We start from the raw sequence: 12296 nt of genomic DNA, 5'->3' as shown, positions 1-12296 counted from the left end.
CGCCGGGAGAAGCCCCCCGTCACGGCGCCGCCGTGGACGCCTCAGCCCATCGCCGCCTTCATGTGGTCGATCACCGCCGTGTGCTCCTGGGTCGGGCTGAAGAGGACGATCTCGGCGTCCTGCTCGACCCGCACCGAGTGCCCGGGCGGCCAGTAGAAGAGGTCACCCCCGGTGATGGTCTCCCGCGTGCCGTCGACGTAGGACACGGCCACCTCGCCCGACACCAGGTGGCCCCAGTGGGGCGCGTCGCAGCTGTCGGACGGGAGCCCCTTCAGCAGGGGCGCGATGTCGGTGCCGGCCCCCATCGAGAACCACTCGGCGGCGAGCGTCCCGTATCCCGAGACGTCCCCGACGTCCGGCAGCTGCCGGGCCGTCGCACCCGGCACGTCGATGAGGGTCGAGAGGTCCTCCCGCCGGATACGCATGCGATCACCCGGTCCCCGTCGTCGCCGTCGAGCCCCGCAGGGCCTTGATGTCCTCGGCGGTCATCAGCTTGCCGCCGATGCCCCACTCGCCACTGGCCACGTCCTGCACCGTGACCCAGGTGGCGCCGCGCATCGACTCGCCCTCGACGCCCACCATCGCCTCGGTGACCGCGCGGACCATGGCGGCCTTCTCCTCGGTGTCGAACACGCCGTCGATCACCTTGATCTCCACGAAGGGCATGGCCCCTCCTCCTGCACCGGGCCGGGCCTTTCCCGACCTCTGGTGACGAACGGTGACGGCCGCACCTGACAATGCGGTCTCAGTCGGCAGACGAGCCTTCGGTAGGCGCCTGACATCCGTCACCCTCAGCACGGTGGAGTGCCGCGTGCTGGGACCCGTGGAGGTGGTCCACGCCGGCGCGTCCGTCGCCGTCGGCGGCGCGAAACCGCGCCTGCTGCTCGGCGTGCTGCTGGCTCACCGCGGCCGGGTCGTCCCCCTCGAGCGGCTCGCCGATGCGCTCTGGGGCGCGTCACCCCCGTCGACGGCGCTGTCGACGGTGCAGACCCACGTCTCCCGCCTGCGGCGGGCGCTCGGCGACGGGACCGACGCACCGCGGGTGGCGACCTTGGCCCCCGGCTACCGCCTCGACGTCCCCGACCACGCCGTCGACGCCGCGCGCTTCGAGGCGGGGCTCGAGCGCGCCCGGACCCGGCTCGCCGGCGACCCCCGGGCCGCCCGGGACGAGGTCGAGGCGGCGCTGGGCGAGTGGCGGGGCCCGGCGTTCGTCGAGTTCGCCGCCGAGGAGGCCGTCCGGGCGGAGGCCACGCGACTGGACGAGCTGCGGACCGCCGCCCACGAGGTCGCCGTCGACACCCGGCTCGCCTGCGGGGAGCACCGCGAGGTCGTCGGGCTGCTGGAGTCCCTCGTCGACGAGCACCCGCTGCGCGAGCGGTTCTGGGCGCAGCTGATGGTGGCGCTGGCCCGCAGCGGTCGCCAGGCCGAGGCCCTGCGTCGGGCGCACCAGCTGCGCCGGATGCTGCGCGACGAGCTCGGGCTCGACCCGTCCGAGGCCGTCCGGACGCTCGAGACCGACATCCTCACCGGACGCGAGGGCACCGGCCCGGGACCGCCCGCCCCGCGGCCGCGCCCCACGCCCGCCCCGGCGCGGGAGGCATTGCTGGGTCGCAACGACGAGCTCGCCCTGGTCTCCGGGCTCCTCGCGGGCGGCCGGCTCGTCACCGTGACCGGGCCGGGCGGCGTCGGGAAGACGCGGCTGGCGCTCGAGCTGGCGGCGACGACCTCCGCGCCCCCGGACGGGGTCCGGGTGGTCGAGCTGGCCCCGGTGCACGCCACGGGCTCGGCCGTCGCCGCGGTGGCCGGTGCCCTCGAGCTCCAGCGGCGCCCCGAGCGCTCCCTGGAGGACTCGGTGGTCGACGTGCTGGGCGGGTGCGACCTGCTCCTGGTGCTCGACAACTGCGAGCACGTCCTGGACGCCCTCGCCCCGCTCGTCGGGCGGGTGCTGCGGCACTGCCCGACCGTGCGGGTGCTGGCGACGAGCCGCGAGCCGCTCGGCCTGCCCGGGGAGTACACGTGGTCCCTCCCGCCGCTGGCGGTGCCGGACTCGACGGACGCGCCGCTGCCGGAGCTGCGGGCGAGCCCGAGCGTCTCGCTGTTCACCGCCCGCGCGCAGGCCGCGCGCCCGGGCTTCGTGCTCGACGAGTCGAACCGCCGCGACGTCGCCGAGATCTGCCGGCGACTCGACGGCGTGCCGCTCGCGCTCGAGCTCGCGGCCGCCCGCATGCGCTCGCTGACCTCGGCCGACCTCGCGGGCCGGCTCGACGAGCGCTTCCGGCTGCTCGCCGGCAGCCGCGGCCTCGATCCGCGGCACCACGCGCTGGTGGACGTCGTGACCTGGTCGCACGACCTGTTGACCGCCGACGAGCGGGAGCTCTTCGCGCGCCTCTCGGTCTTCGCCGGCGGGTTCGACCTCGCGCGGGCGGAGGACGTGTGCGCCGGCGGCCCGCTCGCGCGCGGCGACGTCGCGACCCTCCTCGCCGGGCTGGTGGACAAGTCGATGGTCGTCGCGGAGGCGGGCGAGCGGATGCGCTACCGGCTCCTCGAGACCCTGCGCGCGTTCGGGCGCAGCCGGCTCGAGGAGCACGGCGACCCGCCCGTCCGCCAGCGCGCCCACGCGGCGTCGTACCTCCGCTCCGCCCGGGCCGCCGCCGATCAGCTCCACGGCCCCCACGAGCTCGACGGCGTGCGCGCCTTCGAGGGGGACCTCGAGAACCTCCGCGAGGCGTTCCGGCACAGCCTCGCCCTCGCCGACCGGAGCACCGGTACCGACGACCTCGACACCGCGCTGGGCCTGGCCGCCGCGGTCCGGGAGTTCGGCATCCGCACCCTGCACGGCGAGGTGCTGCGCTGGGCGGAGGCGGCGTCCACCGCGCCCGGGGCGACCGGGCGTCCGCTGTACCCCGTGGTGCGCGCGATGGTGGGGTACGGCAGCTTCGTCCGTGGCGCCCTCGACGAGGCCGTCGAGCAGGCCCGGGAGGCGCAGGAGGCCGCGGAGCGCCTGGACGTCCCCACGCTCGGGCTCGCCGAGCGGGTCGCCGGCAACGCCCTGTTCTACCGCGGGGACACCGACGCGGCGGTCGACGCCATCGGGCGCATGGTCGCCGCGGCCGAGGCCACGGGCGTCGACGGGATCGTCGCGCACGCGGGCTACATGGCCGCGGTCGCCCACACGAGCGTCGGCGACGAGGTGGGCGCCGAGCGACTGGTGGGCCTCGCCCGGCGGGCCGCGGAGCGGTGCCGCTGTCCCACCGCGCTCGCCTCCGCCGACTACGCCGAGGGGCTCGCCCGCGAGCGCACCGACCCCGAGCGCGCCGTCTCGCTGCTGCACCGTGCGGCCGAGCTCGCCGCCTCGGTCGACCACCGGTGGCTGCGCGCGTTCGCCCTCACCGAGGAGATGTCGCTGCGCGCCCGTCGCGGGGAGCTCGACGCCGCCCTGGCCGTATTCCGCGACGTCGTCGACACCTGGTTCCGCGGCGGGGACTGGGCCAACCAATGGCTCTCGCTGCGCCACCTGTTCGAGGTGTTCTTCGCCCTCGGCGAGGACGAGCTCGCCGCGGTCCTGCACGGGGCGCTCGAGGCCGCCGGCGCGAACACCGCCATGCCCTTCGAACCGGCCGACGCCGCGCGGATCCGGGGCCAGGTCGCCGCGCTGCGGGCCCGGTGGCCCGACGCCGAGACCGCGATCGCCCGGGGACGGGCGCTGCCCGACGCCGAGGTGGTCCGACTCGTCCTCGACCGCCTCGACGCCGGGGACCGTCAGCCCTGACGCGCCGCGTTGGCGTGCACGGCGTCGTGCACGTACCGCGCGAGCCCGGGCGCGATGTCCTCGTAGGTCGCGGTGAACCGCTCGTCGGCCACGTAGTTCACCGAGATGCAGGCGTGCAGCTCGGGCGGGCAGTCGTAGAACCACCGCGTGATGTGCTGCCGGTGCGCCTCGGCGACGTCCATGGCGCGCTCGCCGTCGGCGGGCTCGCCGGCCTGCAGGGCCGCGACGAACCGGGCGTTGACCTCGTCCATCTCCGCCTTCATGGCCTGCCAGTCGGCCTTCGTGTAGCGCGCGGTGCGCTCCCGGGACTGCCGCCACGCCTCCGTGTCGCCCCAGCGCTCCTGCGCCTCCTGCTGGTACTCCTCCGTGAAGCCCTCCCCGAACAGCTCGCGCTGCTCGTCGGGCGTGAGCTGGATTCCGGACACCTCTGCCTCCAGGGCTCGGTCGATGGCCGTGACGAGCTCGGTCAGCTCGTCCAGCCGGGACATGACCTCGGCCCGTTGCCGGCGCAGGTGCGCGGCGACGTCGGCGTCGGGGTCGTCGAGGAGGACCGCGACCTCCTCGAGCGCGAACCCGAGCCGCCGGTAGACGACGACGTGCTGCAGCCGCACGAGGTCGCCCGGGGTGTAGAGCCGGTACCCCGCCGCGCTGCGACGGCTCGGGCGCAGCAGCCCGATCTCGTCGTAGTGGTGCAGGGTCCGCACGGTCACCCCGGAGCGTTCGGCGACCTGACCCACCGTCCAGGTCGTCGTCGCTGCCGTCTCGGTCATGGGACCACCGTGGGGCCTCTCGTCGCGTGAGGGTCAAGCGCGATCCACGCTAGGGCAGCAGGAGCGTCGAGTCCCCGAACTCGTGCCACCGGTAGCCCCCGTGCACGGCGGCCTCGTAGGTGCGCCCGACCAGCGCCGGGCCGGCGACCGCCTCGAGCAGCGCCAGGTGGCTCGCCTCCGGCTCGTGCAGTCCCGAGATCAGCCCGGTGACCGTGCGGGCGGGGCGGTCGGCGCCGAGGACGAGGTCGGTCCACCCGTGTCCCGGGGACACGGTCCCGTCGGGCGAGGCCACCGTCTCCAGCGCCCGCACCACCGTCGTCCCGACCGCAACGACCCGCGAGCCCGCCTCGCGCGCCGAGTCCACGAGCCGGGCCGTGGCCGCCGGCACCGCGAACCGCTCGGGGGTCGGCGGCTCGTGCTTCTCCGGGCTCGACACCCCGGCGTGCAGCACCAGCGGCGCGACCGTGACGCCGCGGGCCATCAGCCGCACGAGCAGGCGCTCCGACAGCGGCCGGCCCGCGCTCGGCATCTCCGCACTGCCCGGGACGGTGGCGTAGACGGTCTGGTGGTCGGCCAGCGGGAACCGGCCCGCGAGGTGCCCGTAGGCGATGGGCCGGCCGTAGGTCGCGAGGTAGCCCGCGAGCCCGACCGGCGGCCACGGCCGCGCCCGCCACAGCCGGCGCGGCGCGTGCTCGTCGGGGTAGGGCGCGACGAGCGTGAGGACGAGCCCGGGCGGGCCGAGCCGGTCGCCGACGGCCACGTCGGTCTCGGGGCCGTCGGGACGCCGCGGTTCGACGACCCAGTCGCCGTCGTCGAGGGCCGTCGCCACGTGCAGCGTCATCGGCCGCCCGTCGTGGTGCCGGACGTCGAGCGCGGCCGGCAGTGTCGCCGAGGTGTTGACGACGAGCAGGTCGCCGGGGTCGAGGACGGTGGCGAGCTCGTCGAACCGCCGGTGCTCGACCGCCCCGAGCCGCGCCACGAGCAGCCGCACCCCGTCGCGGGCCAGGCCCCGTCGCTCCGGCGGCTCGTGGGCCTCGGCGTCGGGCGGCAGGACGAAGCGGGTCAGCGGGACGGCGCTCACGACGTCACCGCCAGGTCCGCGGCCCGGTAGCGGCCGCTCGGCCGATCGCCGTCGATGAGCGCGCGGAGGGCGGGGACGACGGTCCCGGGCTCCGGGCGGTCGCTGATGTCCTCGCCCGGGAAGGCCTCCTGGTGCATGACGGTGCGCATCTCGCCGGGGTCGACGACGAGCACGCGCCACTGCGGGTTCTCGACGGCCAGCACCGACGCCAGGAACTCCAGCGCCGCCTTCGACGTGCCGTAGCCGCCCCAGCCCGCCATCGGCTCGGCCCCGGCGTCCGAGGTGATCGCGAGGATGCGGGCGCCCGGACGCAGCAGCGAGCGCAGCGCCTGCACGAGCCCGAGGGGCGCGACGACGTTGACGCGCAGGACCTGCTCGAGCACGTCGAGGGGGTGGTCGGCGAGCGCCGGCCGCGGGCTGGGCCCGAGCAGGCTCGCGTTGAGGACGAGGACGTCGAGACCCCCGAGATCGTCGACCGCCTCCACGAGCGCGGTGCGGTGCGCGGGGTCGGCGACGTCGCCCGGGACGTCGACCACGCCGGGCAGGCCGGCGACGGCGTCGGCGAGCGCGTCGCCGTGGCGGGCGTCGACGACGACCCGCCAGCCGTCCCGGGCGAGGTCGGCGGTGAGGGCGCGACCCAGTCCGCGGGACGCGCCGGTGACGAGGGCCGTGGGTCGGTGTCGGTTCATGCGCCCGACGGTGCGACCTCGACGACGGTGCAGGTCAAGGCCGCAGGTCAGCACCGCAGGTCGAGCAGCGGTTCCTCCCGTCCCCGCACCGCAGTAGCGTCGCCGGGACGGAGGCGCACACATGGACATACGAGCACTCCGCTATGTGGTGACGCTCGCGGAGGAACGGCACTTCCGGAAAGCGGCGGAGCGGCACTGGATCGCGCCGCAGGCCTTCGGGCGGCACGTCCGTGCCCTCGAGAAGGAGGTCGGCGCGCAGCTGTTCGCGCGCACCAGCCGCCGGGTGACGCTGACCCCCGCGGGCGCCCGGCTGGTCGAGCGGGCCCGTGACGTGCTGGCCCGCGTCGACGACCTCGCCGCCGCCGTCCGCGACGCCCCGCCCGCGCCCGACGACGCCGTGGTCCGCGTCGGCGTCCTGGGCTTCGGGGCGGCCGACCGGTGGCCCGCGCTGCGCGAGCTCGCCACCGCGCAGCTGCCCGGACGCACGCTCGTGCACATCGAGCTGGACTGGGACACGCAGTACGAGGCGGTGCGCGCCGGCGAGGTGGACGTCGCCGTCATCCACGACGTCGGGCCGGTGGACGGCGTGCGCCTCGACCGGCTGTTCACCACCCCGCGCGTCGCCGTCGTCCCCGCGTCCTCCCCGCTCGCCGACGCCGACCACCTCGACGAGGACGACGTCGACGGCCGCCCCTGGGTGGCCGTGGCCGGGCGCCACCCCGGCCTCGGCCGGTGGGCCGGGGTGTCCGGGCAGACCTCGCGGCGCAGCCCCGTCGTGCGGACCCCGGCGGCCATCCCGGCCGCGGTCGCGACGTCGGGGATGCTCGGCGTCCACGGCCGGCTCGCCGAGCGTTACTTCCCGCGCCCCGACGTGTGCTTCGTGCCGCTGGCCGGCGAGGACGCCCAGGTCTCGGTGGCCACGCGGCCCGACGACGACTCGCGCACCGCGCTCGCCTTCCGGCAGGCGGCCGACCTGCTCGCCGCCACCTGAGCGGGCCGCGTCAAGGCCCGATCGCAACCGATCCGGCACGTGATCCGGGCCCCGGTCCACGCCACGGTGACGGGACGCCCCTCGAGGACTCCCCGACGACGTTGGAGGCCCGCCATGCCCCGCCGGCTCAGCGACCACTTCGGCCACCTCTTCCCGACCACCGCGGTCGGCTCCTACCCGCGCCCGAAGTGGAACACCTTCGACCTCGGCGGCGAGGACATCCGCGTGGCCCTGCGCCGCGGCGACTTCGCCGAGGCGTTCAGCGACGGCGTGCGGGCGATGATCGGCGACCAGGTCGCCGTCGGCCTCGACCTGCCCACCGACGGCCACCTCTGGTACGACCGCCACGAGGGCTTCATCTCCTCGTTCCTGCTCTACCCGAGCTACCACCTCGACGGCATCACCGTGGAGCCCGCGCCGAACCACATGGTCACGCTGCTCGGCCGGGAGGGCACCGCGGCGTTCGCGAACACGTGGAACGAGGTCGCCGTCGACGGCCCGATCGGGCGCGGCACGATGCACCTCGCCGACCTGTGGAGTGCCGCCCGCGCCGTCAGCCCGCGCACCGTGAAGTTCTGCAGCGGCATGGGCCCGGCCAACCTCGCCGGCTGGCTCACCGACCGGCACTACCACGACAAGAAGGCCCTCTACGCCGACCTCGCGGACGCCTACAACGCCGAGTTCAAGGACGCGGTCGCGGCGGGCGTGGAGGTCCTGCAGCTCGACGACGTCGGCTTCACGCTGCACCAGCCCGAGGACTACCCGCTGGTCGTGGAGACCCTCAACCGCGCGCTCGACGGCGTCGACGCCCTGCGCGTGTTCCACATCTGCCACCTGGGCAGCGGCGCCCAGATCGGCATCACGCCCTACGCCGGCTTCCACGAGCTCGTCGCGAACGACCTGCAGGTCGACGCCGTCGAGTACGCCTTCGCCGAGACCGGGTTCCCCGACGACGACTTCGCCCTCTGGTCGCGCTACCCGAGCGACAAGGGCATCGGCATCGGCTGCATCGACATCAAGCGGCTGGTCGTCGAGACCCCGGACCACATCGTGGCCGGCGTCCGCAAGGCGCTCGAGCACGTCCCGGCCGAGCGCATCCACCTGACGACCGACTGCGGCATGTTCTCCCTGCCGCGCCCGCTCGCCCGCGCCAAGCTGGAGTCGATGACCCTGGCCGCCGAGCAGCTGCGCGCCGAGGTCGCCTGATGCGCTGGAGCACGTTCCGCACCGCGGACGGCGACGAGCAGGTCGGGCTGTGGCGCGGCGACCGCCTCCACGCCGTGCCGGGCGCGTCGTCGCTGCTCGCGCTGATCGCCGACGACCGGCTCGCGGAGGCCGCGGCGCAGGCGGTCGAGCCCGTCGACGACGTCACACTGCTCGCCCCGATCCCCCGCCCGCCCTCGATCCGCGACTTCATGGCGTTCGAGGAGCACGTCGTCACGGCGAGCGCGGCGATCGGACTCGAGGTCGACCCGCTCTGGTACGCCCAGCCCTGCTTCTACTTCACCAACCCGGCGTCGCTGCGCGGACCGCGCGACGACGTCGCGGTCCCGCCCGGCAGCAAAGCCCTCGACTACGAGCTGGAGATCGCGGCGGTCGTCGGCCGCGAGGGCAGCGACCTCGCCCCGGACGAGGCCGGCGACCACGTCGCGGGCTACGTGCTGTTCTGCGACTGGAGCGCCCGCGACCTGCAGGGCACCGAGATGAAGCTCAACCTCGGACCGGCCAAGGGCAAGGACTTCGCGTCGAGCTGCGGGCCGTGGATGCTCACGCCCGACGAGCTGGCCCCCGGCGCGGCGATGAGCGCGTCGGTCAACGGCCGGCCGACCAGCGCGGGACGGCTCGACGCCCTGTACTGGAGCTTCGCCCAGATGATCGCCTACGCCTCGCGCGGCACGCGAGTGGTGCCCGGCGACCTGATCGGCTCGGGGACGGTGGGCACCGGCTGCCTGCTCGAGCTCTCCCGCGTGCACGGCGCCGACGCCTACCCGTGGCTGGCGCCGGGCGACCGCGTCCACCTCGAGGCCGAGGGGCTCGGCGCCGTCGACGCCGGGATCGTCCCCGGCCCGGATCCGATCCCGCTCAAGGAGGCGTGATGAGCTCGCGTACCGACGACATCACCGTGCCCGGTCCGCCGCGGTGCGAGGAGGTCTCCGACGGCATCCACGCCTACGTCCAGCCCGACGGCACGTGGTGGATCAACAACACCGGCTTCGTGGTGGGCCCGCAGGGCGTCCTCGCGATCGACTCCTGCTCCACCGAGCGCCGCACCCGCGCGTTCCTCGACACGATCGCGTCGGTCACCGACCGGCCGGTGCGGACGCTGGTGAACACCCACCACCACGGCGACCACACCTTCGGCAACGCCCTGTTCGGCGGCGCCGCGATCGTCGCGCACGAGCGCACGCGCGCCGAGGCGCTCGCGTTCGGCCCGGCCCGCGAACTGCCCTACTGGCACAACCCGGAGTGGGGCGACCTGCCCCTCGACCCGCCGTTCGTCACCTACACCGACCGCGTCGCGGTCCACGCCGGCGACCTGCGCGGCGACGTCGTGCACGTGGGCACCCCGGCGCACACGACCAACGACTCGCTCGTCTGGTTCCCCGAGCGCTCGACGCTGTTCTGCGGCGACCTGATCTTCAACGGCGGCACGCCGTTCCTGCTCATGGGTTCGGTGACGGGCGCGATCGACGTGCTCGAGAACGTCGTCGCACCGCTCGGGGCGCGGACGACCGTGCCCGGCCACGGTCCCGTGTTCCACCACCGTGCCCCGCTCGACGCGACGCTGGACTACCTGCGCTTCGTGCTCGACGTCGCCGAGCGTGGCCGCGCCGCCGGCGTCACCCCGCTGCAGGCCGCGCGCGACACCGACCTCGGCCGCTTCACCGACTGGCCCGACGCCGAGCGGATCGTCGGCAACCTCCACCGCGCCTACGCCGAGCTCGACGGGCTGGAGCGGGGCGGGGCGATCGACGTGTTCGGGGCGCTGGACGACATGGTCACCTACCACGGCGGCCCGCTGACCTGCTTCGCCTGAGCGGCCGTGCTGCGGAGACCGAAGGCGGGTGCTCGGACGGTCGCCCGCACGGAGCCGAACGGCGGACGATTCCGTGGAACCGTGTGACGCTGGGCCGCGTCGAGCTCGGGTGAGGAGGGACGCATGACGACCGGCCAGTGGCCGACGCATCTGCTCGACCTGGACGCGTGGCGTGCACTCCCCGAGGACGGCCGGCGTTGCGAGCTCGTGGAGGGGGTGCTGAGCGTGGCGCCCCCGCCCACCGTTCGGCACCAGTGGGTGGCCGACGAGCTCCGCCAGGCGCTCCGGGCGGCCCTGCCTCCCGAGCACCGCGCGGTGACCGCCGTCGGCGTCGTGCTCGAGAGCGGACCGACACCCACCGTGCGGGTGCCCGACGTCGTCGTCCTGCGACGGGACGCGGTCGATGACCGCCCCGACCTCGACGCGAGTGACGTCGTCGCCGTCGCCGAGGTGCTCTCCCCCGGATCCCGCCGCCTCCACCGCGTCGTCAAGCCCGCCGAGTACGCCGCGGCCGGCATCCCGCGGTACGCGGTCCTCGACCTCGGTCCGCCGAGCTCGGTGACCACGTTCGTGCTCGACGGCGACCGATACCGCCAGGAGGCCGAGCACACCGGGCGCGCGGTCGTCGACCTCGGCGCGCCCGTGACGCTCGATCTCGACTCCCGGGCCCGCTGAGGGATCGCGACCACGACACACCCCGCGTCCCCCTGCCACCCTGGACGGGGTCGGCAGGGAGGCACGGGATGACGACGATCTCCGGCGCGCGGGTGTTCGACGGCGTCGACGCGCTCGGCGTCACCGACGTGACGTTCGAGGGCGGGGTCGTCACGGCGGTGGGCCCCGGGACGCGGGACGGCGACGTCGACGGCCGCGGGATGACGCTGCTCCCGGGCCTGATCGACGCCCACGTGCACCTGCGCGGGGCCGGCAACCTCGGCCAGGACCTGCGCTACGGCGTCACCACGGTGCTCGACATGTTCTCGGCGCCGCCGCAGTTCACCGCGATGCTGCGCCGGCGGGCGGCGAGCCACACCGACGAGGCCGACCTGCGCAGCTCCGGTCTCATGGCCGGCGCCGTCGACGGCTGGCCCGCGGTGATCCTGCCGCCGGACCCCTCGGGCTGGCGCATGCCCGGGCTCGCCGCACCGGAGGACGCCGAGCAGTTCGTCGCCGACCGGGTCCGCGAGGGCTCCGACTACCTCAAGGTCTTCGTCGAGAACAGCGCCGACGTCACCCGGCCGACGCTGAGCCCGGAGACGGTGGCCGCGGTGTGCGCCGCGGCGAGGTCCCACGGGCTGCTGACCGTCGCACACGCCCCGACGCGCTGGGCCTTCCGCACCGCGCGGGACGCCGGCGCCGACGTCCTGACCCACGTCCCGCTCGACGGGCCGATCGAGGACGGTCGCGACGACAGCGAACGCACCGGTCTCACCGGCCTCGTCGTCTGCCCGACCCTCGCGATGATGCGGGCCCGCGCCGACGCCGACAGCACCGCCGAGCTGCTCGCCGACCCGCGCCTGCTCGCCGGGCTCGACCCCGAGGTCGTGGACGCGCTGCGCGCCGGCGACCGGGGTCACCTGCCGGTCAGCGACCGGCCCGGCACCTCCTACGACCACGCGGCCGGCAACGTCGCGCGCCTCGCCGAGGCCGGCGCGACCCTGCTGGCCGGCACCGACGCCAACGACGTCCCCGGGCACGCGGCGGCCGTGCTGCACGGCGCGTCGATGCACCTCGAGCTCACGCTGCTCGCCGGCGCCGGCTTGACGCCGCGCGACGTCCTGCGCGCGGCGACCTCCGTGCCCGCCGACGTCTTCGGCCTCCCCGACCGCGGGCGCATCGCCCCGGGCCGGCGCGCCGACCTGCTGCTCGTCGCCGGCGACCCGCTCACCGACGTCACCGCCACCCGCGACGTCCGCGGCGTCTGGCGGTCGGGCGCGCGGCTCTCTGACGTCCGATAGC

12 protein-coding genes are annotated in these 12296 nt (G+C 75.4%); 7 read left to right on the top strand and 5 right to left on the bottom strand.

The window, feature by feature from the left end:
* Positions 1-41: 41 nt before the first annotated feature.
* Complete coding sequence (locus ACYX4T_RS20360) at positions 42-425, bottom strand: cupin domain-containing protein (protein ID WP_476011094.1); 384 nt, start codon at positions 423-425, stop codon at positions 42-44.
* A gap of 4 nt (positions 426-429) precedes the next feature.
* A complete protein-coding gene (locus ACYX4T_RS20355) occupies positions 430-666 on the bottom strand; it encodes a tautomerase family protein (protein ID WP_476011093.1) in 237 nt (78 codons plus the stop codon).
* Between the two features lie 145 nt (positions 667-811).
* Here ACYX4T_RS20355 and ACYX4T_RS20350 point away from each other — a divergent pair, with 145 nt between their 5' ends.
* Positions 812-3769: an AfsR/SARP family transcriptional regulator gene (locus ACYX4T_RS20350; protein ID WP_476011092.1), complete on the top strand. Its 2958-nt coding sequence runs from the start codon at positions 812-814 to the stop codon at positions 3767-3769.
* Here the strand turns inward: ACYX4T_RS20350 and ACYX4T_RS20345 are convergent.
* From ACYX4T_RS20345 to ACYX4T_RS20335, 3 genes are read right to left on the bottom strand one after another with little or no spacing between them, the layout of a single operon-like run.
* Complete coding sequence (locus ACYX4T_RS20345) at positions 3760-4539, bottom strand: MerR family transcriptional regulator (protein ID WP_476011091.1); 780 nt, start codon at positions 4537-4539, stop codon at positions 3760-3762. The genes ACYX4T_RS20350 and ACYX4T_RS20345 overlap by 10 nt on opposite strands.
* Positions 4540-4588: 49 nt before the next feature.
* Positions 4589-5620 carry an S-adenosylmethionine:tRNA ribosyltransferase-isomerase gene (locus ACYX4T_RS20340; protein ID WP_476011090.1) on the bottom strand — a complete coding sequence of 344 codons (1032 nt, stop codon included), beginning with the start codon at positions 5618-5620 and terminating at the stop codon, positions 4589-4591.
* The gene (locus ACYX4T_RS20335; protein ID WP_476011089.1) at positions 5617-6309 is read right to left on the bottom strand and encodes an SDR family NAD(P)-dependent oxidoreductase; all 693 of its coding nucleotides are present in this window, start codon (positions 6307-6309) and stop codon (positions 5617-5619) included. Before ACYX4T_RS20335 ends, ACYX4T_RS20340 begins: the two co-directional genes overlap by 4 nt.
* A 121-nt stretch (positions 6310-6430) precedes the next feature.
* Between ACYX4T_RS20335 and ACYX4T_RS20330 the strand changes: the two genes are divergently transcribed.
* The 6 genes from ACYX4T_RS20330 (at position 6431) to ACYX4T_RS20305 (ending at position 12295) form a co-directional block, all read left to right on the top strand.
* The gene (locus tag ACYX4T_RS20330; RefSeq protein WP_476011088.1) at positions 6431-7300 is read left to right on the top strand and encodes a LysR family transcriptional regulator; all 870 of its coding nucleotides are present in this window, start codon (positions 6431-6433) and stop codon (positions 7298-7300) included.
* A 114-nt stretch (positions 7301-7414) separates the two neighbouring features.
* Positions 7415-8506, top strand: a complete 1092-nt coding sequence (locus ACYX4T_RS20325; RefSeq protein ID WP_476011087.1) for a hypothetical protein — start codon at positions 7415-7417, stop codon at positions 8504-8506.
* Complete coding sequence (locus ACYX4T_RS20320) at positions 8506-9396, top strand: fumarylacetoacetate hydrolase family protein (RefSeq protein WP_476011086.1); 891 nt, start codon at positions 8506-8508, stop codon at positions 9394-9396. Before ACYX4T_RS20325 ends, ACYX4T_RS20320 begins: the two co-directional genes overlap by 1 nt.
* Positions 9396-10337, top strand: a complete 942-nt coding sequence (locus ACYX4T_RS20315) for an MBL fold metallo-hydrolase (protein WP_476011085.1) — start codon at positions 9396-9398, stop codon at positions 10335-10337. The genes ACYX4T_RS20320 and ACYX4T_RS20315 overlap by 1 nt, the downstream gene beginning before the upstream one ends.
* Before the next feature lie 123 nt (positions 10338-10460).
* A complete protein-coding gene (locus ACYX4T_RS20310) occupies positions 10461-11012 on the top strand; it encodes a Uma2 family endonuclease (RefSeq protein WP_476011084.1) in 552 nt (183 codons plus the stop codon).
* A 68-nt stretch (positions 11013-11080) separates the two neighbouring features.
* Positions 11081-12295 carry an amidohydrolase family protein gene (locus ACYX4T_RS20305; protein WP_476011083.1) on the top strand — a complete coding sequence of 405 codons (1215 nt, stop codon included), beginning with the start codon at positions 11081-11083 and terminating at the stop codon, positions 12293-12295.
* Position 12296: the final 1 nt, after the last annotated feature.

Source organism: Actinomycetospora sp. ABD4_176 (assembly GCF_056311855.1).
Note: the sequence above shows the minus strand (reverse complement) of the source record. Positions and strands in the feature narration are given on the sequence as shown.